Annotated in this window: 21 protein-coding genes and 2 pseudogenes; 17 read left to right on the forward strand and 6 right to left on the reverse strand. The window is 35.9% G+C overall.

Annotated elements, in window-relative coordinates:
• Positions 1 to 240 precede the first annotated feature (240 nt).
• The 5 genes from yiaA to KI343_RS20510 all read left to right on the forward strand — a co-directional run bounded on the left by yiaA (position 241) and on the right by KI343_RS20510 (position 6,549).
• Positions 241 to 708 (forward strand): inner membrane protein YiaA, encoded by a 468-nt coding sequence (yiaA, locus tag KI343_RS03285; RefSeq protein WP_212925009.1) that lies wholly within the window; start codon positions 241 to 243, stop codon positions 706 to 708.
• A gap of 414 nt (positions 709 to 1,122) precedes the next feature.
• The gene (locus tag KI343_RS03290; protein WP_212925010.1) at positions 1,123 to 1,833 is read left to right on the forward strand and encodes an ABC transporter ATP-binding protein; all 711 of its coding nucleotides are present in this window, start codon (positions 1,123 to 1,125) and stop codon (positions 1,831 to 1,833) included.
• Positions 1,826 to 4,462 (forward strand): ABC transporter permease, encoded by a 2,637-nt coding sequence (locus tag KI343_RS03295; protein ID WP_212925011.1) that lies wholly within the window; start codon positions 1,826 to 1,828, stop codon positions 4,460 to 4,462. Before KI343_RS03290 ends, KI343_RS03295 begins: the two co-directional genes overlap by 8 nt.
• A gap of 640 nt (positions 4,463 to 5,102) precedes the next feature.
• On the forward strand, positions 5,103 to 6,308 hold the full coding sequence (locus KI343_RS03300) for a Bcr/CflA family efflux MFS transporter (protein WP_212925043.1): 1,206 nt from the start codon (positions 5,103 to 5,105) through the stop codon (positions 6,306 to 6,308).
• Positions 6,309 to 6,423: 115 nt separating this feature from the next.
• Complete coding sequence (locus KI343_RS20510; RefSeq protein WP_212925012.1) at positions 6,424 to 6,549, forward strand: 4'-phosphopantetheinyl transferase superfamily protein; 126 nt, start codon at positions 6,424 to 6,426, stop codon at positions 6,547 to 6,549.
• Between the two features lie 273 nt (positions 6,550 to 6,822).
• Here KI343_RS20510 and KI343_RS03310 read toward each other — a convergent pair whose 3' ends face one another.
• Genes KI343_RS03310 through KI343_RS03320 form a run of 3 tightly spaced genes read right to left on the reverse strand, consistent with a single transcriptional unit; the run spans position 6,823 to position 10,091 of the window.
• On the reverse strand, positions 6,823 to 7,935 hold the full coding sequence (locus KI343_RS03310; protein ID WP_212925013.1) for an ABC transporter permease: 1,113 nt from the start codon (positions 7,933 to 7,935) through the stop codon (positions 6,823 to 6,825).
• A 32-nt stretch (positions 7,936 to 7,967) separates the two neighbouring features.
• The gene (locus tag KI343_RS03315; RefSeq protein ID WP_212925014.1) at positions 7,968 to 9,137 is read right to left on the reverse strand and encodes an ABC transporter permease; all 1,170 of its coding nucleotides are present in this window, start codon (positions 9,135 to 9,137) and stop codon (positions 7,968 to 7,970) included.
• A gap of 12 nt (positions 9,138 to 9,149) precedes the next feature.
• A complete protein-coding gene (locus KI343_RS03320) occupies positions 9,150 to 10,091 on the reverse strand; it encodes an ABC transporter ATP-binding protein (protein ID WP_212925015.1) in 942 nt (313 codons plus the stop codon).
• A gap of 200 nt (positions 10,092 to 10,291) precedes the next feature.
• Between KI343_RS03320 and KI343_RS03325 the strand changes: the two genes are divergently transcribed.
• The 4 genes from KI343_RS03325 (at position 10,292) to KI343_RS03340 (ending at position 14,525) form a co-directional block, all read left to right on the forward strand.
• On the forward strand, positions 10,292 to 10,885 hold the full coding sequence (locus KI343_RS03325; protein WP_212925016.1) for a TetR-like C-terminal domain-containing protein: 594 nt from the start codon (positions 10,292 to 10,294) through the stop codon (positions 10,883 to 10,885).
• Positions 10,886 to 11,069: 184 nt separating this feature from the next.
• Positions 11,070 to 13,049 carry an LTA synthase family protein gene (locus tag KI343_RS03330; RefSeq protein ID WP_212925017.1) on the forward strand — a complete coding sequence of 660 codons (1,980 nt, stop codon included), beginning with the start codon at positions 11,070 to 11,072 and terminating at the stop codon, positions 13,047 to 13,049.
• The gene (locus KI343_RS03335; RefSeq protein WP_212925018.1) at positions 13,046 to 13,912 is read left to right on the forward strand and encodes an ATP-binding cassette domain-containing protein; all 867 of its coding nucleotides are present in this window, start codon (positions 13,046 to 13,048) and stop codon (positions 13,910 to 13,912) included. The genes KI343_RS03330 and KI343_RS03335 overlap by 4 nt, the downstream gene beginning before the upstream one ends.
• On the forward strand, positions 13,905 to 14,525 hold the full coding sequence (locus KI343_RS03340) for a hypothetical protein (RefSeq protein WP_212925019.1): 621 nt from the start codon (positions 13,905 to 13,907) through the stop codon (positions 14,523 to 14,525). The genes KI343_RS03335 and KI343_RS03340 overlap by 8 nt, the downstream gene beginning before the upstream one ends.
• A 422-nt stretch (positions 14,526 to 14,947) precedes the next feature.
• On the opposite strand, the gene KI343_RS03345 is transcribed toward KI343_RS03340, so the two are convergent.
• Positions 14,948 to 15,160 carry a hypothetical protein gene (locus KI343_RS03345; protein ID WP_212925020.1) on the reverse strand — a complete coding sequence of 71 codons (213 nt, stop codon included), beginning with the start codon at positions 15,158 to 15,160 and terminating at the stop codon, positions 14,948 to 14,950.
• A gap of 93 nt (positions 15,161 to 15,253) precedes the next feature.
• Entirely contained in the window at positions 15,254 to 15,409 is a 156-nt protein-coding gene (locus KI343_RS03350; protein WP_212925021.1) for a hypothetical protein, read from the reverse strand.
• 333 nt (positions 15,410 to 15,742) lie between these two features.
• Between KI343_RS03350 and KI343_RS20515 the strand changes: the two are divergent.
• The 6 genes and pseudogenes from KI343_RS20515 to KI343_RS03375 all read left to right on the forward strand — a co-directional run.
• Positions 15,743 to 15,889 (forward strand): annotated as a pseudogene (locus KI343_RS20515) (IS5/IS1182 family transposase); the annotation flags it as partial.
• Between the two features lie 225 nt (positions 15,890 to 16,114).
• Positions 16,115 to 16,741 carry a CPBP family intramembrane glutamic endopeptidase gene (locus KI343_RS03355; RefSeq protein WP_212925022.1) on the forward strand — a complete coding sequence of 209 codons (627 nt, stop codon included), beginning with the start codon at positions 16,115 to 16,117 and terminating at the stop codon, positions 16,739 to 16,741.
• A 299-nt stretch (positions 16,742 to 17,040) separates the two neighbouring features.
• On the forward strand, positions 17,041 to 18,402 hold the full coding sequence (gene mtaB / locus KI343_RS03360) for a tRNA (N(6)-L-threonylcarbamoyladenosine(37)-C(2))-methylthiotransferase MtaB (protein ID WP_212925023.1): 1,362 nt from the start codon (positions 17,041 to 17,043) through the stop codon (positions 18,400 to 18,402).
• A gap of 20 nt (positions 18,403 to 18,422) precedes the next feature.
• Complete coding sequence (gene deoC / locus KI343_RS03365) at positions 18,423 to 19,088, forward strand: deoxyribose-phosphate aldolase (RefSeq protein ID WP_212925024.1); 666 nt, start codon at positions 18,423 to 18,425, stop codon at positions 19,086 to 19,088.
• 111 nt (positions 19,089 to 19,199) lie between these two features.
• Positions 19,200 to 19,376, forward strand: coding sequence for a 30S ribosomal protein S21 (rpsU, locus tag KI343_RS03370; RefSeq protein ID WP_019377991.1), 177 nt, complete (start codon positions 19,200 to 19,202; stop codon positions 19,374 to 19,376).
• Positions 19,377 to 19,390: 14 nt separating this feature from the next.
• Entirely contained in the window at positions 19,391 to 19,837 is a 447-nt protein-coding gene (locus tag KI343_RS03375) for a GatB/YqeY domain-containing protein (protein WP_212925025.1), read from the forward strand.
• 298 nt (positions 19,838 to 20,135) lie between these two features.
• Here KI343_RS03375 and KI343_RS03380 read toward each other — a convergent pair.
• A pseudogene (locus KI343_RS03380) lies at positions 20,136 to 20,864 on the reverse strand ((Fe-S)-binding protein); the annotation flags it as partial.
• A 112-nt stretch (positions 20,865 to 20,976) separates the two neighbouring features.
• On the opposite strand from KI343_RS03380, the gene KI343_RS03385 reads away from it, so the two are divergent.
• Both KI343_RS03385 and KI343_RS03390 read left to right on the forward strand, forming a co-directional pair.
• Positions 20,977 to 22,470: an aldehyde dehydrogenase gene (locus KI343_RS03385; RefSeq protein WP_212925026.1), complete on the forward strand. Its 1,494-nt coding sequence runs from the start codon at positions 20,977 to 20,979 to the stop codon at positions 22,468 to 22,470.
• A 201-nt stretch (positions 22,471 to 22,671) separates the two neighbouring features.
• A complete protein-coding gene (locus tag KI343_RS03390) occupies positions 22,672 to 23,442 on the forward strand; it encodes an SDR family NAD(P)-dependent oxidoreductase (protein WP_212925027.1) in 771 nt (256 codons plus the stop codon).
• Positions 23,443 to 23,623 lie beyond the last annotated feature (181 nt).

Below are 23,623 nucleotides of genomic sequence, written 5' to 3' on the forward strand. Positions count from 1 at the left end.
TCTTTATTATTTTTTTAAATGAAAATAAAGCCAAGCCTCATCTTTTAAATAAGACAGTATGAAAAGTGCAAATGGACATCCTCTTACAGAAACGTTCTACCAATCTCACATTTTTCTATAAGTCGATGTGACTATCTTTCTAAAATTTTCTTCTCTTTCAAAGAAAATTACGTATAATGAATACAGTAAAAGCTTTACAAGATTATTGTAATTTTATTTTTAGTTGAGGAGGGATAGCAAATGAATGAACCCAATTTGGTACAAGAAAGAGAAGAAGATAATGAACTCAAAATAAAAATCGAGAGAAAAGAGGGTGAGCCTACTGCAGCTTTTAAAGGTGCTTCATGGGCTGCTTTATTAATTGGTGTCTCGGCTTATCTTATCGGTCTGTTCAACGCTTCAATGGAACTGAACGAAAAAGGATATTATTTTGCTGTATTAATATTCGGGCTTTATTCCGCGGTATCGTTGCAAAAAGTTGTAAGAGATAGAGATGAGGGAGTTCCCGTAACTAATATTTATTATGGGATTAGCTGGGTTGCGCTTATTATATCTATTTCCTTAATTGGAATTGGTTTATACAATGCAGGAAGTATCATTTTAAGTGAAAAAGGATTTTATGGAATGGCATTTGTACTCAGTTTATTTTCAGCAGTAACAGTACAGAAAAATATTAGAGATACAGAGAAAGCAAGAGAAAAAGAATAAGAATTGTTTTGAATATGAAAGGTCTAATTTCTTTAAGAGGTGAAGGAATTAGGCTTTTTGTTTATACACTTGAAGTTTTAAAAATTTAAAAAGTAAAGTATAAATATAGCAACGGTTATAATAAGCCGAGTAATCGTGTCCCCTAATCGGTGCGTGTTTCTTGTTTCAATTAACAGCAATATAAAAGTTCTAAACTTTTATTATTGAAATATGCAGAAGATTAAATTATTAATGTTATAATAATGGGTATATTCAGTCCTTTTATCGGTTAATAGCATTGGTTTTGGTTTTCGATTGTCTGGTTTAACTTATGTGTTTATAGATATATTTAACTAATTTTTATCGGAATTTGATTTGTGTCTTACTTAAGATAGCTTAATACCCAATATCTATATTGAAAGTGGGGAGAGTCTATTGTATAAACAGATTCAATTAAACGGAATAACGAAAACCTACGGAAAACAAAACGTAAAGACAGTAGCGTTAAATGACATATCAATTCGGCTTCATAAAAACAATCTCACAAGTATCGTTGGTTCATCGGGATCTGGTAAATCCACGCTATTAAGTATCGTTGGTACACTTGAAAAGCCGACAAAAGGGACGGTTTATTATGATGAAAAAAATATCAGTGAGATTCGAGCTAATCAATTATCCGAACTTCGAAATATACACATTGGATTTATCTTTCAACAATTTCATTTGCTGCCGGCGTTAACAGCGATTGAGAATGTATTGGCTCCTTTATTTCATCGTAAGACTAGCTACAATAAAAATACAAAAGCGAAAGAACTACTTGAATTAGTTGGTCTCAGTGACAAGCTTCATGCTTTACCTTCCCAGTTATCAGGGGGTCAGCAACAGCGTGTGGCAATTGCAAGAGCCCTGATTGCTGAACCAGATTGGATATTAGCAGATGAGCCTACAGGGAATTTAGATACCGAAACTAGTGAAAAAATTATCGCGTTATTAATGGAAATAAAACAACAAACAGCTTGTGGTATCTTGCTCGTTACACATGACATAGCCCTAAGCAGGCAGGCTGACCGTATTATTGAAATGAAGGATGGGCAAATAATAGCTGATACAAGAATAAATAACAATCTGGTTCAGACAAATGATTAAGTGGATTGTCAGCCACTGGAAGAGGGATACAGGAAAATTTGCCCTGTTAGTTATTGGTGCCTTATTAATTAGTAGTGGATTGAGTATTCTAATTGGTTTGTCAGAGTCAAGTAAAGGAACAATTGTAAATTCATTAGAGAAGAAGTGGAATGCTTCATATGATATTGTCGTTCGTCCAAGTGGCACCAAAAGTGAGACGGAAAAAGATGGATTGATAGATCCTAACTATTTAAGCGGTCTTCAGGGTGGCATATCATTTGATGACCTAGATAAAATTAAAGAAATAGATGATGTGGAGATTGCAGCACCAATTAGTATACTTGGTTTTTCATCAATAATAGAGATATTTGGTGAGGTTCATTTTCCGGAAAGCGGTATTTATAAGATAACAACAAATTATGTGGAAAATGACGGAGTTCGAGACTATTCAGATGGTTATACTGCCTATTATGGCTTTGATATTGGACTAAACCATGAAGATATGGATATAATTTCACGTTATGGTTTGTTTGCAAGCACAGAAGAGAACCTTGAATTACATGGATCTTTTACTTTTTTAGTTGCGGGTATCGACCCTGCTGAAGAAGCACAGCTCGTTGGATTGGATGAAGCTGTGGATGGAAGCAGATATTTTTCTGATTCAGACAAGGTGCATTCAATCAATGAAACCAGTCAAGGAGATGAGGAGTTAGAAGAACTGGGACTGGATTTTAATTATAAGAGAGTAACTGCGCCTGTCATCATGAGTAATTTTTCTTTCGTTAATAATTATCAGGAGGCAATACTTGAGAAGTTAGATTTAGAAACTGATTTGGAATCAGAAGAAGATATAAAAGAATTCTTAACGGAGCTTGAGCAAAACGGAAAAGAGGATTATCTGGATACATTTGAGACAGAGCCAGTGGAAACTGTGAAAGCTACGTCCGAAGAGCTTCATGAAAATTTGCTGGAGCAATCTTCACTTGGAGCGTACAGGGACTTGATACTTTATGAGAAACCCAGCCCATTAACTTATAAGGCGGTTCCATCTCCGTTTCCAGAACGATGGAACATTGCCTATGAAATCGTTCCTCCTGCTAATCAAACAGTGAATATTCCTGGAGAAAAGAATGGAGATATATCTGATTATACTTATTACACAAAATACAGAGAATTAGCCTTTTATGATGACCCGTCCTTGAGCAGAGCACCTAGATTAACCCCTGATTTTTTAGATTACTATGACCCCCGGCAGCTATCTATATCCAGTGATCCTGTTACAGAGCTGCCGATGGAAACTTACCGGACACCGACTGCGAAACATATGTTGGATGCTTCCAACAGCCCGGTAAATCCGCCGAAACAAGTAACTGCAACGTCAAATCCTTTTGGATATTTGATGCAATCACCAACGATGCTCACAACCATGGAAGCAGCAAGAAAAATAATGGGAGAAGAGGCAATTTCGGCAGTACGAATTAAAGTTTCCGGTGTCAATAGCCCTGGTCCGGAAAGTCAGTCAAAGCTTGAGGCTGTTGCTCAGGAAATAAGAAGTGAAACTGGATTGGAAGCAGATATTACCTTAGGATCTTCCCCGCAGCCTGTATTAATTAAGATTCCATCGGTCGATGACTTAGATAGTCTTGGCTGGGTTGAACAGCCATGGATTAAAACTGGTGAGTCTATTGCCATTTATGATGAAGCGGTCTTAGGCTATTCTGGGATTATTATCTGCTTGATGGCGGTCGCAATTATGTATGTTTTTACAACAAATCTTATTGCTTTTTTATCGAGAAAAAAAGAATTTGCTGTTTTAAAAGCGGTAGGATGGAGAAACAGCAAGCTCCGTCATTTGCTGCTAACTGAATCTATGCTGATTGGGGGATTTGTAAGTTTCCTCACATTCATTGTTCTACTTATTCTTCGACAGGAAAACCCGGAATCTCTATCTATTTGGCGTATCTGTTTGATTATTTGTTTCATTTTATTGATATACTTTGTAGGAGCACTTTATCCAAGCTATTTAGTCCACAATATAAGCCCGCATCAAGTAATGAAGCAGGGTGAAGTAAGCGCAAAAGGGGCACGCTTTGGACGGACTAATGGCGTGGTAAGCCTTGCGCGAAATAACTTAATCAGCAGGTGGACGCGTAATCTCGTATCTGTGCTGGCAATCAGTCTGCCGACAGCATTGTTAATTCTCTTTCTATTTGTCTCTTTCCAGCTTAATGGCGTTATGTATACGAGCTGGCTTGGTGAATATGTAGCATTAGAAATTGGCTCGATGCATTATTATGCTATTATTCTTTCACTTATTATTGCTATTATGACAACTGCAGAACTTATTTGGCAAAATGTACTTGAAAGAACAAGGGAAATTGCCCTTTTTAAAGCACTTGGCTGGGGAAATCCCAGAATTTATATGATGGTCTTGCTAGAAGGAGCAATACTCGGTTTAATTTCTGGAATCGTTGGTATTTTTCTATCTATTGGTATTTTATCGTACCTGTATGGAGATAGCTTATCATTCGGCCAATGGCTATGGTTAGTTTTGATTAATGTGGGTATTCCCGTTGTTGTCGGACTGTTTAGTGCGGTATTTCCCTCTATTCGGGCAGTGAATATAGAACCATATAGGGGATTGGAGTGATTAAATTGAAACTGTGTAAGGAGCTTAGGGGGACTATATTTCCCTAGTGATCACACTGGTAACATTCTCTTCATTGAAAGGGCATATTATCTTAAATGAACCACTTCAAAAGTTAGCTAGATCATATGCGTTATTATCGCCAATTTACCTTACAATTATCATGGACAGAATGGTTTACCGAACTGATATGTTATTATATTTCTAAACTAACTAGTGTATACTTTTAAGACTGTTGATGCACAAACAGTCAATTTAAATAACATTTTCTTAAAAAACAAATAGCAGCTAGCTAATGAAAGCCAATGTTCATCCCATAGAACGTTGGTTTTTTAGATTGTTATTTTTCTTCTATAAATGTGTTTCATCAACAGCTCCAGGATTATACAAGTATGTTATATTGGTTAAGGGATTAATAGAAGGGAACTCTGTTTAAACAGAGTTTTAGCATGAATACGGAGAGTTTGTCTTTTGGATGAAGGAATGACGTTTGGTTTTCGCTGTCCAGATAATTTAACCGATTAATAAACTGTATATGAAAAATTTGACAGGCATGCAGGGAAAACTTAAAATTTTCTCTGTTGACTATATCCAATAATGCTGTCAGGAGTGATAATGTTTGAATTTAGAAAGAGAAGGAACAATACAACATAACCCAACAGGAGCAACTCGGTTGGGATTAGCATTGCTGCTCGGACTGCTTGCTTTTTTGGGACCGCTTAATATTGACATGTATTTGCCCAGCTTTCCTGAAATTGCTCATGATTTAGGCACAAGTGCCACACTTGTACAGGCTAGTTTAACAGCCTGTTTACTAGGTCTTGCAATAGGGCAATTGTTTGCCGGTCCTCTCAGTGATGCTCACGGAAGAAGGAAGCCGTTATTAATTGCTACTTTCTTATTTGCCTTGGCCTCCATTTTGTGTGCTTTAGCTCCTAATATTGTTATATTAATTGCAATGCGGTTTTTACAGGGGTTAACTGCCTCAGCAGGAGTTGTTCTCTCGCGTGCAGTTGTACGGGATGTATTCAGTGGACAAGCGCTTACGAAGTTTTTTTCATTGTTAATGGTAATTAATGCTATCGCTCCTATGATTGCCCCGATGATTGGCGGGTTTATTCTGTCGTTTGAGTCAACCAGCTGGAAGAGTATTTTTTTCTTTTTAAGTATCGTCGGCCTGCTTATGGTTACCATTGTAGCTACGAAACTTAAAGAGACCTTACCACCACATAAGCGTATCCCAAGTTCAGCTGGGGCCTCGATAAAAACAATGGGTAGCTTGCTGAAAGATCGTTCCTTTATCGGCTATGCCTTAGTCGTCGGTTTTATTCATGGCGGCAGCTTTGCCTATGTGTCCGGGACTCCATTTATATATCAGGATATCTATGGTGTATCTCCGCAGGTATTTAGTGTGTTATTTGGTATTAATGGACTGGCAATTATTACAGGGAGTTTTATTATCGGACGCTTCAGTGGAATTATTGCAGAAAAAACGCTGCTTCAAATTGCTGTTGTGACTGCACTCACAGCTACGACGCTATTGCTTGTCATGACCATTATTGAAGGACCTTTAGCACTGATTGTCACCTTTATTTTTATTTATATGATCACAATGGGTATGATCTTGACTAGCACTTTTACATTAGGAATGGCTAAACAGGATCATCGTGCAGGAAGTGCGAGTGCTGTTTTAGGCATGCTTCCATTACTACTTGGTTCTATTTTTTCACCGCTCGCAGGCATTAATGAGGCATCCGCAGTACCGATGGGATTGATTTTATTTACAACGACGTTCATTGGTTTTATCGTTTTCTTTACACTTGTCAAAAAAGCTGAAGGAAAGACATGAGTGAAGTTTGTTGGAATGATAGGTTAAGTAGTATCAGGTGAAATAAAGCAGGGATAAATATTGATTTTAAGCAGATTTATCCCTGCTTTTAGTATATATCAGCAGGTTAGATACAATGTATGAAATTTTCAATAAAAGGGATCAACAACAGGTTAATAACCAACATGGCCAGAATGCCAAACTGCAAGCATTTTATCGTATTTGGACTAGAAATGAGGCGCTTTTTAAAGCTATTAATTAAACTAATTGGTTATTTAGATCTAAAGTTATTGAAAATGATTTTATGATATCAATTACAGTAAAAAACACTGGTGAACACATCATTGGGAGTATCTATAAACTTGATATTAATCAGATGCTATAATGCTTGCATTAAATAATTTCGTTCAGGTAAATGTATGATAATTTATCATGCTTATAAGATGGAATAAAACCAACTGAGTCTCAGTAATTTTTGTGAAGGCATTAACCTCTGCGAATGACTTAAATCATGTAACTGACTAACTATGATTTATTATTGTCCTGCACTATTTTTTACGAATAATTCTCTTTTGTAGACGATTGGAAGTAATACAATAAAAATGCAAGCAACTGTAATTAAAATAATGTATTGGCTAATGTTTAATCCGTTGCTAAAATTGTGAAGAATGGGATTGAACCATTCAAAAATATAGGAGAAACCCCAAACTTCAGAAAAAGCTCTAGCAATCGGTGGTAAACCGGCAACGCTGTTATACCCTCCAGCACCAAAGAAGGTTGCCATGAATGTCACAATAATAATTGGTTGGATAACCCGATACCTCTTTAATAAATGAGCAATAATGATGCCAAAGATAGAACAAGCAATTAAAGCTGGTATGATACCAATATAAATCGTCAATAGATTTTGTGGTTCCAATCGAAATACAAGCATCCCTACAATCATGGTAGAAATGGAAGCGGCAAACGCCATCAAAATGGAAGTCAAAATGGTTCCTATTCCTCCAAAGATATTATTCAACGGAGTAAGAGATATTTCTTTCTGGGTTCGATTTTCTATATCAAATGCGAATAAATTTGCTGCTGTGATAGTAGCAGTGAACATTAGTGCAAGTAAGACACTGCTGCCTGCAATAAAGGACTCTCGCCAAACATCTTCTTTTTTCTCTGTGATGAGTTCAGGTGCTGCAATGAGTTCATTATTATTTACGAGTTGGTTTAAAACTGTGTGTTCCAAACGCAAACGAACATTTTTCATCATATCTGTATTAATATTAAAAGTTTCTGTATAAACGTTCTGCGATTGATGAAAGTTATCAGGGATACGAATAAGCATCTGCAATCTTCCGTCTTTAACAGCATCACTAGCTTCTTCGTGATCCATCTCCATAATTGAAAAATAAGGTGTGATATTAGAATGAGCTGTTTCTAAATGGTATATAAATTCCTGTGCCTCTTCACTATTGGATTCATTTACCAGTCCAACAGGCCAGTCATCTCCACCTGCACCCATGATAAGCGCTGTTAAAATCATCACAACAATAGGCATTACGAAAGGTGCGATAAGAAATTGTTTTTGACGTAACAATAATTTGATATTTCTTTTGTTAACAGCAGCAACTGCATGATATCCTGTTTTCCATTTCACATTGATTTCTCCTTCCTATATTTTTTTTTCGTTTACTGTCCTCCAGATGTAAACATATTGTTTTTTAATTTAACAATTGAAGCCCAACTAAATATCAGAATTGTTGTGGGAATTGTAATGACACTTATATAAAAGCTTGTGGCAGTTGTCAAAGGATTAGCTGTGTGCGTTAGTAGATTATTTTTTCCAGTCACAAAAATAACCCTCATGGTATCTGTAATATAAGACATAGGCAGATAACTAGCGATTCTCCAAATAAATTCGATAGGGCCACCGTGAGCAAAACCACGAATGGAAGATTCATTTCCACTTAATAAGTAAAGTGAAATACCAAGCACAGCAGATAAAGTGATAACCGGTAAAGATTTTTTAATTGTTACTGCGGTAAAAGCTCCTAAAGAAGCCCCTATTAGAAATAGAATTAAGAGCCAGCCGATAATAGCCAAAGATACATCGGCAATTGGAAAGTTTAGGGTAAACGCCATTAAAATCATTACGAAAATCGTCGTAACTGTTGTAAGAAGTAAAGCTGTAAGAGCTTTTGCCACTAATAACGGAGCAAATCCGTTTGGAGACAAGGAAATCTCTTTACTTGTTCGCTCCTCCCATTCTCTTGTTATTAAAGTCCCTGTATTAACCATTCCAGAATAAACCACTGCAAACATTAATAAACCGATAGATACATAAAACTTCATTGAAATATCATTTTTAAACGTTGAAGCTTCTTCAGTTATACTAATATTACTTGCACTATCTCTGTTTTCCTGAAATTGATATAATGCATGAGAAAGCCGAAGTCGGAAGTTTTTTGTTCCATCCGAATTCATATTGTTAACAAATAACTTCACCTTTGTGTCTTCACCTTGTTCTAATTGCTGATCAAAATTCTCAGGTATTTCAACGAGAGCAGGAACTTCTCCATTTTTGTACATTTGAAAAGCTTCTTCTGGGTCATAAGTTCTTATTTCGTAATAAGGTCCATCTTCAATTTCCATATTTTTCATTATTGTTGTAAGTTCCTTGCTAGCAGTATCATCTGAATGTTGTGCAACCGCAACTGGATTGGTGGTAGACAATTGCGAAATAAGGGAATAGAGAAAGATAAAAACAATAGGAACAATAATACTTAAAATAAGCATAGAAGGATTTCTAAAAGATATTTTTAAGTCTTTTGTCATCATTCCTTTGATAGCTTGAAACATGATATATCCCTCCTAGTTTCTTAATTCACATCCAGTGAAATGTAGAAAAACATCATTTAACGTTGGTTCATTCATTTCAAAACTGTTGATTTTATCATTTAAGAAATTGATGTGATTCATTAAAGTGAAAAATTCTTTTCTGTCTTCTAGCTGAACTTCAATATCTGTTTTATCTTGTTTCAACTTATAAACTTCTTGAAGAGCATTTACAGCCTTTCCAGCTGCATCTTGATTCTGAAAGTTAAGTAAAACAGTATTTTTATCAATTTTTTCTTTCAAGCTTTTCGGTGTTCCAGCAATGATTTCTTTACCATGGTCAATAATAAAAATATGATCAGCAAGTGCTTCAGCTTCTTCCATTGAATTAGTAGTTAAGAAAACTGTTTTACCTTGTTTAGCTAAATTTCTAATTTGATTCCAAATCGCATTGCGGGATTGGACGTCTACTCCTAATGTCGGTTCATCGAGTAATAATATATCTGGTGAAGTTAATAGTGCTCTTCCAAGAGCTAATCTGCGCTGCATTCCTCCAGAATATGTCCCCACACGATCGTCTTTTCTTTTTTCTAAACCAACTAGGTCTAGAGCGTGTTGAATACTAGAGTGCCAATCTTTTTTTGGAATACCATAGTATTGAGCGTGAAACATTAAATTTTCATGGGCTGTTAAGTCATTGTAAAGTGCGGTTTCCTGAGGTACAACAGCCAATAAATCACGTACTTTCTTCATATCTTTAACAGGATCTAAATTCATTACCTTAATTGTTCCATCAGTTGGTCTGTTCAGTCCATTAATCATATTAATGGTAGTTGTTTTACCGGAACCGTTCGGCCCCAGTAACGCAAATACTGTTCCGGACTCTACCTCAAGATTTAAATTCTTTAGAGCATAAAATACTTCTCCTTTCTTTTTACTATACGATTTGTTTAAGTTATTAATGGAAATGGTTTTCATTAAATTACCTCCTAATAAAAAGGATAATATCTTGTAAGGTTGAACTAATTATTTTCAAACAACATGTTGTTGGCTTTATTGTAATTCAAGTATAATAGGGGAACAACCGAAAAATATTAATGATTTGTTGGTTAACAAACACGAACGATAAAAATGTTTACAAAGATATAGATAAACAACAAAAAGGGAGGAAATGTTTGTTGGGAAAATCAAATGATTTACGTATCGTTAAGACAAAGCAGCTTCTAAAAGAATCATTGTTAAGCCTTCTTGGAGAAATAGAATTTGAAGAGATAACGATAAAGAAATTAACAGAACGTGCACAAATCAATCGATCAACATTCTATGCGCATTTTTATGATAAGTTTGATTTATTAGAGAAAACGATCAATGATGAATTGGTTTCTTTTGTGGAGGAAGTAGCACCAAAGAGTGAGGAAGAATTGAGTTTAACAGAAATTCCCAATCCTTTTTATTTAAGAGCAACACAATATATTTATCAGCATGAAGCGTTTTTTAAGCTAATGATGGGGGAGAACGGAATTCCTTCCTTTCAACAACGGTTTTTAAAAATTATAGAACAACATATGACAGAGCATTTAAAAAGATTTCACCCTAACCCAAAGAAAATGGAAATCCCGAAGGAGCTTTTTATTTATTATGTTGCTCATGGTTATGTTGGAGTTGTTTCCTATTGGCTGGAGAATGGCATGCAGTATTCCCCGGAATATATGGCAGAAAAACTCTCCTATATGACAATTGAAGGGCCTTTTAGTGCTGCTGGATTGAAATAAAGCATAAACTTGTATGAAGTTAAATGATTCAAAATAAATAAATGAACAAATTTCTGAATAAACGAAAAGTTTATTTGAGGCAAAGTAAAAATGAACATTAATTAGCCGATTTTATACTTATAGAGAAATAGTTAACATGAGCTGTTTCTCTTTCTATCTTAAAAAAGGAATAAGGTGTTTTGATATGCGTTTTAAGTATCTCTTTCTTTTTTATTTTAATAATATAAGAAGAAATAAACTTTATCTTATAACTAGTATTGGATTTATTCTGGTTCTTTCTATTCGTATTCTTATGCATATGAATACATGGTTTGATCAAGAAAATTATAGCGATCTTCTAGCCGAAATTGTTTTAGTTGTACAAATGGTCTCTATCTTATATATGATTTATTTTTATAATAGTTTCTCAAATGAGCTAAAGTTTGGAGTTCATAATTTTTTTGTAGATGGTTATAAAATTCTATTAGAGAAGATAACTGCATTATTATTTGTACATTTCCTTTTTCAAGCTTTTTTGCTGTCAATTGTATATATTATTTTTTTTATTTTATACTTATTTGTTGGCGTTGAATGGTCTTCTATTTATCTATCTGTATTCCGTTATTTAACTGACTATATGTTTTTTCCACTTTTACTTACTGCATTAATAGGAATAATTTTTGCATTGATCTTTGGGAGACATAAAATTAGTATTATTTTCATTCTTCTTACATGGTTTTTTACAGGTGGAATTAATCAAGAAGTATTTGCTTCTTTTTTTAAAGGTGTAGGGTCAACAGATTGGGAAACTTTACTTAGCATCGGACCAAACAGTATTTATACTGTTTATAAATCTTATATGGGATTTAACACTAATATCGGATTGGAGTTAAGAATACTTTCGTGGCTGTTACTTTTACTCTTATTATTGTTAGTTGTATCTACAAAATGGGCTATTATAAAGAGAGAGAGACATAAAGCATGGGTAATAGTTCTTGCTTTGCTTTTATTTAGTTTTGGGACAGGTTATCTATCTATTCAATATAATACGAGCACATTTAATCTTTCTGACCATTCCTATGAAATAGAGAAATATAGACATATGAAGGAAACTGAGGTGGACTTGAATTATAATATTGAATCATACCGAATTATATTGGAAGGGAATCAAATTGACGCTGAAATCGAATTGAAGGATATGAATACAAAGAATCCTTCATTTCAGCTTTATCATGGCTTTCCGATAGAGAAAATAATAATTGATGGGGAAGATGTTTCTTATTATCGGGAAGGAGATATTGTTCATATTGAAAGTCCAACAGAACATTTCACGAAAATCAATTTTAACTATGAGTTAAAGGATACAGGATTAATTTATTCTGAAAAAGGTGGGACTATCTTATTGGCTGACCAAGCCTGGTATCCTAAAAAAAGGGAGGAACACATATATACGGCAAATGAAGATGGGGATATCGACGTCACAGATGATTTTTTAAAAGTAAATGAACGTTATCATTTTAAACTTTTTGCAGAAGGAATTTTATTTACGAATTTGCAAAGTGTAGATAATCATTTCGAAGGAGAGGTAAGTGGGGTATCTATTGTAAAAGGTCAAGGAAATCAGTTAGATTATAAAGGTTATGAAGTTACTTATCCAGCGGATTGGCCAGATATGTCCAGCCGAACAGAAGAAGTTATATCTCGATTAGAAATTATTTTTGAGGAGGTAAACCAAATTGTCCATACGGATTTTAATGAACTTCCATCTAAAATATTATATCTAACAGATGGCCGATCTGCTTTTCTTCATAAAGATCATCTTGTATATAATACATCCGGAATTACTACAGCAATTACTGATCCTGAAACACTTAGCGCTTTTGATGAAAATCTGATCAAAATTATGGTAGAACCAAAAGGTCCGACACTTATGTTTGATGAGTGGGTAAATATCACTTCACTTATGATTAAAGGAGAATATGATTTTCCAGTCTTTTTTCAGAGTCCTGTCATAGATATACTAGGTACTTCTTCGGAGGAGAGAGTGAATGCAATTCATGCAGAATTTGGTTTGTGGGATATTGACAAGAAAAGGAGCTTCTTAAAGGAATGGTATCAGGAAATGGATGAGACATGGACATGGGACGATGTGGAAGCACTTATGGAAGCGAGGAAAACCCAGTGAATATATATGTAGAAGGTTTATGTAAAGCATTTAAAAAGAAATCTGTTTTATCAGATGTTCACTTATCTTTTTCCGGCGTATACGGTCTATTAGGTCCGAATGGGGCCGGGAAAACGACCTTGATGAAAATATTAGCAGGATTGGAGTCCTTTCAGTCAGGAATTGTTTATATGGATGAGCAAGTAATCAGTACAAAATCCTATGTGAAAAAGATTGATGCTATTGGCTATTTATCTCAAGATTTTATGGTATATCCTGAGTTAACAGTTTATCAAGTGTTGGAGCATATTGCTGTTCTGCAGGGAAAAAAGGTAACAGAAACAGCTGAAAAGATTCATGATGTATTAAAAAAAGTGAATTTACAGCACCAAGAAAAAAAGAAAATGAAAGAGTTATCTGGAGGTATGCGCAGACGGGTTGGTATTGCTCAATTATTGCTGCGGGAGCCATCAGTACTATTATTTGATGAACCGACAGCAGGGCTGGATATTGAAGAAAGAGTGCGTTTTCGAAATTTATTAAAAAAACTGGGAAAGCATCATTTGGTTATTATATCTTCCCATTTAGTAGAAGATATTGAATTTTTATGTAATCGTATCGGCATTATTAAGGATGGAAATGTTCTATTTGAGGGGAAACCACAAGAACTGAAAGAGAAAGCAAATGAACAAGTATATCAATTGGAAATTAGGCCGGAAGAATTGGATGATGTGATTGGCAAACAGGAAGTTATTCAGATGGAAGATAATGGATCGCGTATTTTAGTTAGATTCTTGTCAGATGAACCAATTGGAGAGGTAGTTTCGCCAAGGTTGATTGATGGTTATTTAACCATATTGAAAGCGAGTTATATCCATGAATAAAATAAAACATCATTTTCAGTTTGACATCCGTTTGTTAAAAGGGATCTATATGCTTCCGTTTATAGGATATTTGATAGCATTGTTACTTATGGTACTGAGTTATCCAGAAGGTTCTTATTTACCATACATCTTTTTACAAGGGATAGCTATACCGGCAGCGGGGCTGCATTTAGTTTTTTTATATACCCCAATTTATGAGGAAGGAGCGACGGATACTTTATTACATTATTACAGGAGAAATCTCGTCAATGACTTACTGCGGTATAGCTTATTACACGGGGTTTTTATTTTATTCTTAACTGGTTTGCTTGTCTTAGTAAAAGGGGTGGAATTTTTAGATTTAATCAAGGTTATGCATCTATTTTTATTGTTCCTTTTTTATCAAGTTATTGGTATTTCTATATTAACTATTGTGAAATCATTGGAAATTACAATAGCTATCTATGCTATCTACACAGTAACAGAAGTTGTAACACTTGGGAATTTCCTGCCTTGGCCGCATTTGTTTCTATTTGAGGAGCCTTTTTATGATATTTGGCTTTTTCTTACATTTTTCTTTTTGGTTGTAGGTATCATTTTATCCATTGTGCAATTAATTCGTGCTTTAAAATAAGCGAAAGTATTACGATGAAGGAGCCCTAACTTTGCATTGATCCACTGAGGCAAAGGACGGCCATTAGTGTTTGGCAAGCTCCTAGAAATTAAATTAAGAGGACTTATACCTAATACAAACTCACATAAGAACTCATTTATATCAGTTTATAATTTTTGAATGTGTTCTAGTAATCTTTCTCATCTGGTAAGGTAATAGTAACATAAGAAAACTAAAGGTGGTGAGCGAGGATTGCTAAGTTAGGAATCGAGCATTTGATGAATTAAACAGAATGATAATACAAAAATACGATTAAACTAAAATACAATGGTAACGAAAAGATGATTGTAACCTACAGATAACAAGTATTAATAAGAAACGAAAAGGATTTGCTCTTTTTTTTCTAAATAAATAAATCGGGTGCGTTTCACCCGATTTATTTATTAATCAACTATCATTGAAGGATTGTCACTTGAAGAGGAATCATCGTCTATTTCGTTATCTGTTTTAACGCCAATACTAGATAGGATTACAACTGCACAAACTATAACGCATACTACTAAAACATATCCAAGTATCTTATATCCTCTAGTTTGACTTTTTATTATGAGATAACAACCTACAATTAGCATAGCTAATAAAATCAGCCACAACATCTTTTATCAGCTCCTTGGTTGTTCTTATAAATCTTAGTTATAATCATATGACCCATCTGAATAGCTTACAATTTGAAATCGAGGATACCAGTTTTAGATATTAAAAATACCTACATCAAGGGAAGGATGGGCTTGAATATCTGAACTGTATCTGCTGGAAGTTAAATCAGTATCATCTCTCGTGAGTTCCTCATAAGACCATCCTAAAGATGGATTTCCAGGAACCACCGATCTAGATCCGTCTGTCACATTTCCTCCTGAATACTCCCGAGTTATTATTGACTATTAATCTTTCTATAGTGATATATACCCGCACACACCTTTTCCTAAACATGGTTTATTTGGTGTTTTACTATTATTATATAAAAGTAAAATACCTCTCGTGACTTCGTATAGACCTGATCTTCAACATCCAATTAGCAATTCTGCATAGGTATTTTTTTATTTAGTAAAAGGAGTGAATTTCATAATCCAAAGCTCTTGTGCCCCAAGCGTTTTGAAGCAAAATAAGAAGTATCTCCCCAAATCTTGTATAATGGTAGTTGACTACACAACCATAAAAAGACTGGAGGAGTACTTCTTATGACCATTATACAACAACCAAGTTTATTTGGCATCCAAGAACTTTACGATATGGAGCCTACCCAACAATATGAAGCCATTATTTCAGCAATAGATAAAGATAAGATTTAGCTACAATCAATAAGAAATCCCGGCTTGAAGCGCCTGTGCGGAGCTTATCCAAGTTACATATTTTTTGTTTTTTTAAATACACTTTCGAAAATTCGGTTCGTCTTTGTATTTTTAAAAAGAGCAATTATGAAATTCAGTCATCTATATAAAATTATTTATTTTACGTGTAATATGAATTAGAGCTTAGTAGACCAAATTATCAAATAGAGATAAAAAACCTCGTGTTTATTTTGAATATATTGAAAGGGGACTAAGTTGCCTATGGAGAAAAAACAACAGAGGAGTATTATTTTTTGTACTTTGCAATTAACTATCATTATTTTTCTGTTTATTATATTTAGAACGTTATTTGATTCTATGATCCTCGATTATATTGGTGATTCAGCCGTCCTCGGTTTTTTCTTTGTAATTATATTCTTATCATTAAAAAATAATCGTGCTTTCTTTTCTGAAAAACTGACATTTGATTTTTTTCGAAGCCTGAAGAATTATATTTATGTCTTTGTGGGTTATCTACTCGTAATTGTTTCATCAGGGTTAGTTTCATATCTTTCTGTCAACAGCCAAGATTATGAAGTAGAAATCATACAGATAACTTCTATACCAATTATCATCTTGTTTATAGTAGCAACGTGTATATTTGGTCCAGTTTGGGAAGAGTTATTCATGAAAAGAGTCATTTTGGATTTTTCACGAATTTATCTTCCGTTTTGGCTGGGAATGATAATTACTTCATTGATTTTCGCTTTGTTGCATAATGTTCCTCTACCGCAGAGACTTTTTATATTTATGCTAAGCGTTATCACGTGCTTCGTTTATAAAAAAACAGACTCGTTATATGGTCCAATTTTAATTCATAGTTTATGGAATTTCACAAGTTTGGTATAAAGGATAGTATGGAAATTATATTGATGTAGAAAATTAAAAAGGTTTAAGATTAATCTCATTGCTATAAATGGATGAAGTAACTGACGGATTAGCAGTTGTTTTGTCATATGATTGGGAAAGAAAAGTTGAAAAAGTTTAAATTCGTTAAAGGATGGATGATGATCAAGGTAGAAAAATGAATCTTTCACCTTAATTTATGGACATAGAAAGGTTCTTTTGTATTCTATTTCTAGTTTTTTGTGATAATATAAGATACGATGTAAACTAAATAACAATGTTAATGAAAGGATGATATATAAATGGCTGAAAAGCTGCCCAAAACCGTCAGTTTCCACACTCTCGGTTGCAAGGTGAACCATTACGAGACTGAGGGCATTTGGAGAATGTTTAAGGAACAGGGCTATGAACGTGTAGACTTTGACCATGATGCGGACGTTTATGTTATCAATACATGTACTGTTACCAATACAGGTGATAAAAAAAGCAGACAAACGATTCGCCGTGCCATTAGAAAGAACCCGGACGCTGTAGTCTGTGTAACGGGCTGTTATGCACAAACATCTCCTGGTGAAATCATGGAGATACCGGGTGTAGATGTTGTAGTAGGTACACAGGACCGTAAAAACATCTTCACGTATATTGAAGAGCATGAGAAAACAAAAGCCCCTGTAAATGGCGTATCAAACATTATGAAAAATCGTGTGTTTGAGGAAATGGACGTGCCTGTATTCACAGACCGTACACGAGCATCGCTCAAAATCCAAGAAGGATGTAATAACTTTTGTACATTTTGTATCATCCCTTGGTCAAGAGGTTTGTTGCGCTCACGAGACCCTGAAAATGTCATTGAGCAAGCAAATAAATTAGTCGAAGCAGGGTATAAGGAGCTTGTACTGACAGGAATACATACAGCAGGGTACGGGGAAGACTTAAAAGACTATAATTTTGCAATGCTTCTTGAAGAGCTGGAGCAGGTGGAAGGATTGGAACGTATCCGCATTAGCTCTATTGAAGCGAGCCAAATAACAGATGAAGTAATTCGCGTACTAGACAGAAGTAAAAAGATCGTGCGTCACTTACACATTCCATTACAATCTGGTTCAGACAGCGTGTTGGCGAGAATGCGCCGTAAGTATTCAACCGATTTTTACCGTCAAAAAGTGAAAAAGATACAAAAGGCACTTCCGGGATTAGCTATTACATCCGATGTTATCGTTGGCTTCCCTGGAGAAACAGAGGAAGAATTCCAGGAAACGTATGATTTCATTAAAGAAATTGGTTACTCTGAACTTCATGTATTCCCATTTTCGAGAAGAACTGGTACGCCAGCAGCAAGAATGGACAACCAGATCGAAGACGAAGTAAAAGAAAGACGTGTACATGAGTTAATTACATTATCTGATCAGCTTGCAAAAGAATATGCTTCCAAATACGAAAACGAAGTATTGGAAGTAATTCCAGAGGAGCATGCAAGTGAACAGGAAGATAACCTGCTTATTGGCTATACAGATAACTATATGAAAGTTCAGTTTGAAGGGACACAGGATTTAATTGGGAAAATTGTAAAAGTGAAAATAACAGAATCTGGATACCCTATTAATAAAGGGGTATTTGTACGTGTGATGGATCATGCGACACATGTTGCAGAAAAAAACGCATAAAAAAAGGAGATAGCAAAATTATGAACTTAGCATCTTATATTGACCATACATTATTAAAGCCTGAGTCTACCAAAAGCCAAATTGCGAAGATTGTCGAGGAGGCAAAAGAACACAAATTTGCTTCAGTTTGTGTGAATCCGCATTGGGTTGTTTATTGTGCAAGTGAACTAAAAGATTCTCCAGTAAAAGTATGTACCGTGATTGGTTTTCCTTTAGGAGCTACAACGACAAATACAAAGGTTTTTGAAGCGAAAGAAGCAATGGAAAATGGTGCGACCGAAGTAGATATGGTTATAAATGTTGGAGAATTGAAAGCTGGAAATGTAGCATTCGTTAAAGCGGATATGAAAGCTGTTGTAGATGCAGCGAAGGGTAAAGCTTTAACAAAGGTAATTATTGAGACGGCTCTCTTAACAGATGAGGAAAAAGTGCTCGCTTGCAAGTTAGCTAAAGAAGCTGGAGCAGACTTTGTTAAAACATCAACTGGGTTTTCTGGCGGTGGTGCAACCGTTGAAGATATCAAATTGATGCGCGAAACAGTTGGACCTGAAATGGGAGTCAAAGCATCTGGAGGAATTCGTGATTTAGAAACGACAGAAGCTATGATCCAAGCTGGAGCAACTCGTATTGGAGCAAGTGCAGGGGTAGAAATTATCGCTGGTAAAGAGGGAACTTCAGATTATTAATAAATAACCATTGACCGGTTAACAAGTTTATATTATACTTTAAAAAGGCATGAGAGTATATTCATGTCAGCATTAAATATGGTTTTGTGCTTCGGAGGGAGGGAAATTAGCATGTCAAATACAACTCGCGTTCGTAAAAACGAGTCTCTTGAGGATGCTCTTCGTCGCTTTAAGCGTAGTGTATCAAAAAGCGGTACATTACAGGAATATCGTAAACGTGAACACTATGAAAAACCTAGTGTACGCCGTAAGAAGAAATCTGAGGCTGCTAGAAAACGTAAATTCTAAAGAAGGTGTGACGTATGACGCTACTTGATCGATTAAATCAAGATATGAAGCAAGCGATGAAGAACAAAGACAAAGAAACACTTAGCGTTATTCGCATGGTAAAAGCTTCTATACAGAATGAATCGATTAAGCTTGGAAAAGATACTCTATCTGAGGACGAAGAATTAACTATTCTTTCTAGAGAAGTTAAGCAGAGAAAAGATTCCCTCCAAGAATTTAAAAATGCTGGAAGAGAAGATTTGGTTGAAAAGACCGAAAATGAATTGGAAATACTTGAACAGTATTTACCGAAACAACTTTCAGATGAAGAATTAACATCGATCATTCAAGAAACAATGGTAGAAGTAAATGCTACCTCGATGAAAGATATGGGGAAAGTAATGGGTTCTGTGATGCCAAAGGTTAAAGGACAGGCTGACGGAGCTAAAATTAAACAAATAGTAGAGCAGAAATTGCGATAAAAAAACCAGCCCTTTTTGGGGCTGGTTTTTTGGTTGGTTAGGAAATTATAAAATTGTTTACGTGTGGATAACTCTTTATAGAAAAATAGCCACGTCCAGCTCCAAGCGCCAAAAACTAGGAGACTTCGCGTCGTGCCCTACGATAAGTCATCATCGGTTCGTCACCTCACCGTGATTCCTTTATCTCAGTTACGCCGCTCCACCCTCTACGTTTTTAAACGGGCGCTCTGCGCTTTTGTTCTGTGCCATACTACTTAGCTTAATCAAGGGATGCTTGTCACTATTCGTCAATGACTATTTAAGACGCTGTCTGCGATTCTTCTTCAAACTGTACCGATAATGCCAGAATTTCAGCAACGTCCATCGTACTAATATCCTCATCAACTTCTTTCGCCTTTGTACCATCACTCAGCATGGTTAAGCAATATGGACATGCGCTAGAAATCATCGATGGTTGTACAGATAAAGCTTGTTCTGTACGTGCTACATTAATTCGGTTTCCTGTCGTTTCCTCTGTCCACATGAGGCCACCGCCTGCACCGCAGCACATCCCATTTTCTCGAGAGCGGTCCATTTCAACCAGTTCAAGTTGAGGAATGGATGTTAATATTTCTCTCGGTGGGTCATAAACACCATTGTATCTGCCTAAGTAGCATGAGTCGTGATAGGTTAGCTTTTCATTAATGGGGTGCTTAGGGACTAATTTTCCTGATTTCACCAAATCATAAAGCATTTGCGTATGATGATACACTTCTGCTGTATAACCGAAATCTGGGTACTCGTTTTTAAATATATTATAGGCATGTGGATCAATCGTTACAATTTTTGTTACCCCGTGTTTCTCAAATGTTTTAATGTTTTTCTCAGCAATTTCCTGAAATAAAAATTCATTTCCAATCCGGCGTGCGGTATCGCCTGAGTTTGCTTCGTTGTTTCCAAGTATTGCAAAGCTAACACCTGCTTGATTCATCAATTTCGCAAATGCCATAGCGATTTTTTGACTACGGCTATCAAAAGACCCCATGGAGCAAGGCATAGCCTATTTTGGCTAGATTCATATGATTGCCTCAGCGCTTATGTAATTACTGTTAGATAATTATGGGTAAAACCATTAATTTAAAAAGGGGTGTATAAAAGAGATGGGAAACGAAGTAAAGAAATATCGTATCTACGTTGGCGGAGAATTTATCGAACCTGCTAATGGTGAATATATCGAAACGATTAACCCGGCTTCCGGTAAAAAATGGGCTCTCATACCTAATTGCGGTAAAGAAGACATAGACAAAGCCGTAGCAGCGGCAAAAGAAACTTTTTATTCTAAATCATGGAAATCCCTTTCGCCAACAAAGAGGGGGAGATTGCTGCGAAAACTTGCGGACAAAATAGAACAGCATGCTGAAAATTTAGCCATGATTGAAACGAAGGATAATGGGAAAATATATAAAGAAATGTTAGGTCAATTAAAACAAATTCCAGCATGGTATGAATATTACGGTGGCCTCGCTGATAAATTGGAAGGAAAAGTCATTCCAGTGGATCGGCCGGATACACTGAATTATACGCTAAGGGAACCTTTAGGCGTTGTGGCAGCATTTACGGCTTGGAACTCTCCTTTACTAATGGTGGCATTGAAGCTTGCACCTGCAATTGCAGCGGGAAATACAGTTGTGATTAAGCCATCTGAACATGCATCAGCTTCAACGCTTGAATTTGCAAAATTGTTTGATGAAGTAGGATTTCCTAAAGGTACTTTAAACGTGATTTCGGGTTATGGAAGAACGACAGGAGATGCATTATCTAGACATCCTGATATCAATAAAGTTTCCTTTACAGGTGGACCGGAAACCGGAAAAATTGTTGCAAAAAACGGTTTAGATAATTTTACAAAAGTAACCCTTGAACTTGGTGGCAAAAGTCCTAATATCGTATTTGATGATGCGGACCTCGACGCTGCTGAAGCGGGGGTAATTGCCGGTATTTATGCAGCCAGTGGACAAACATGTGTTGCCGGTTCACGGCTTTATGTACATGAGGATATTAAAGACCAATTTCTTGAAAGGTTAGTGCAAAGAACAAATCAAATAAAACTTGGTGATCCGCTGGATCCGGAAACACAAATGGGCCCTGCAGCGAATCCTCAACAGCTAGAAAAAATCCAAAGCATGGTTGAAACGGCACAACAAGAAGGTGGGACTGTATTAGCTGGAGGAGGCAGGCCTGATGAAGAAGGACTGAAAGAAGGACTGTTTTACAAACCAACTATTATATCAAATGTGAACAACACTTCAACGATTGTTCAAGAAGAAGTGTTTGGGCCAGTCCTATCTGTTATTCCTTTTACAACGGAAGATGAAGTAATTAAAATGGCTAATGATTCAAAGTATGGATTGGCTGCGGGTGTTTGGACAAATGATATCAAAAGGGCACATAAAATGACTAAATCACTAGAGGCAGGAACAGTATGGGTCAACACTTATAGGACAGTGACTTTCAATTCACCATTTGGAGGATATAAGGCCAGCGGCATTGGACGTGAAAACGGGATGGAAGCCTTGTATGAATATACACAAACAAAGAGTGTTTGGATCAATTTGTCAGATGAAATTCAGGATCCTTTTTCTCTTAAATTGTAAGCGTTTAATCGTTATTGTGACCATTGCGGCGCCTACCAAGAATCAGGCACTATGGTCAATATCGTGTAACTTCGCTGTGGCTTAGTTCTTGAACCAACGGTCTAAAAAAATGAAACTCATTTAGACGTCAGAGGTAACATAATTATTCAATTACCAGCGATGCAATGGTCCTTGAAATATATAATACGAGGAGAGGGAAAAATGAAATTAAAAGGTAAAGTAGCGTTAATTACTGGTTCTGCTTCAGGATTTGGGCGTGCAGCTGCATACCTATTCGCCAAAGAGGGGGCCAGTGTGGTAGTAGCTGATTTTAATGAAACTAATGGACAAGAAGTAGTAAAAAACATTAAGAATAATGGTGGCGAGGCTAGCTTTGTTCATGTTGATTGTAGTGTTGTGTCTGATGTGGAAAAAATGGTTAAGCAAGCCGTTCAAACTTATGGGAAATTGGATATTTTCTGGCATAATGCCGGCGACGCTGGGCCTGGAATTATCTCACAGGTAACGGAGGAGCAATTTGACCGTACTATTGCAATCCATGTCAAAGGAGGTTTCTTTGGGGCAAAATTCGCTATCCCTGAGATCCAGAAGTCCGGTGGTGGGTCTATCTTGTTTACTACTTCTCCTGCTGGTTATAAGCCATCACCAGGATCACCAGTCTATTCTATGGCAAAGGCATCATTATCAATGTTGACCAAGAGTTTAGCAGTCCAACTAGGAAAAGAGGATATACGGGTAAATTGCATTGCACCAGGACCAGTAGCGACAGGGTTATGGGAGAGATTCATAGACCGAAACCCGGACTTAACCTCATCTGAGGAGTATGAAAGAGATGTTATAGCAGCGACAGTTATGGGGCGAATGGGGAAAGTGGAGGATATAGCACATGCTGCGTTATACCTGGTATCTGATGAGGCTAATTTTGTTACTGGAACTGTTATTCCTGTGGATGGAGGTTACCTTGCTAAGTAATCTGGAAGCTTTACTGGTAAATATAAAAGGAATTAAAGACTAAGGTATTTTCATAGTTTAATAATCGAAAATATACATCTTCCGTTTAATGGAAATTAAAGTAGTGCAGCGGTAAACCCAGGGTTGAATCTTTGTTTAATTCGGTTAACTAAAGGAGGAAATTATGGTGAATAATCAATTA

Source organism: Oceanobacillus sp. J11TS1 (assembly GCF_018333215.1).
Lineage (GTDB): Bacteria > Bacillota > Bacilli > Bacillales > Amphibacillaceae > Oceanobacillus.

Excerpts from the sequence above, each read along its gene's own strand:
- KI343_RS03390 (WP_212925027.1), top strand. The coding sequence starts at position 22,672 with ATGAAATTAAAAGGTAAAGTAGCGTTAATTACTGGTTCTGCTTCAGGA.
- rpsU (WP_019377991.1), top strand. The coding sequence starts at position 19,200 with ATGTCAAATACAACTCGCGTTCGTAAAAACGAGTCTCTTGAGGATGCT.
- KI343_RS03375 (WP_212925025.1), top strand. The coding sequence starts at position 19,391 with ATGACGCTACTTGATCGATTAAATCAAGATATGAAGCAAGCGATGAAG.
- KI343_RS20510 (WP_212925012.1), top strand. The coding sequence starts at position 6,424 with ATGTATGAAATTTTCAATAAAAGGGATCAACAACAGGTTAATAACCAA.
- KI343_RS03385 (WP_212925026.1), top strand. The coding sequence starts at position 20,977 with ATGGGAAACGAAGTAAAGAAATATCGTATCTACGTTGGCGGAGAATTT.
- yiaA (WP_212925009.1), top strand. The coding sequence starts at position 241 with ATGAATGAACCCAATTTGGTACAAGAAAGAGAAGAAGATAATGAACTC.
- deoC (WP_212925024.1), top strand. The coding sequence starts at position 18,423 with ATGAACTTAGCATCTTATATTGACCATACATTATTAAAGCCTGAGTCT.
- KI343_RS03340 (WP_212925019.1), top strand. The coding sequence starts at position 13,905 with ATGAATAAAATAAAACATCATTTTCAGTTTGACATCCGTTTGTTAAAA.
- KI343_RS03295 (WP_212925011.1), top strand. The coding sequence starts at position 1,826 with ATGATTAAGTGGATTGTCAGCCACTGGAAGAGGGATACAGGAAAATTT.
- mtaB (WP_212925023.1), top strand. The coding sequence starts at position 17,041 with ATGGCTGAAAAGCTGCCCAAAACCGTCAGTTTCCACACTCTCGGTTGC.
- KI343_RS03345 (WP_212925020.1), bottom strand. The coding sequence starts at position 15,160 with ATGTTGTGGCTGATTTTATTAGCTATGCTAATTGTAGGTTGTTATCTC.
- KI343_RS03315 (WP_212925014.1), bottom strand. The coding sequence starts at position 9,137 with ATGTTTCAAGCTATCAAAGGAATGATGACAAAAGACTTAAAAATATCT.
- KI343_RS03355 (WP_212925022.1), top strand. The coding sequence starts at position 16,115 with ATGGAGAAAAAACAACAGAGGAGTATTATTTTTTGTACTTTGCAATTA.
- KI343_RS03320 (WP_212925015.1), bottom strand. The coding sequence starts at position 10,091 with ATGAAAACCATTTCCATTAATAACTTAAACAAATCGTATAGTAAAAAG.
- KI343_RS03330 (WP_212925017.1), top strand. The coding sequence starts at position 11,070 with ATGCGTTTTAAGTATCTCTTTCTTTTTTATTTTAATAATATAAGAAGA.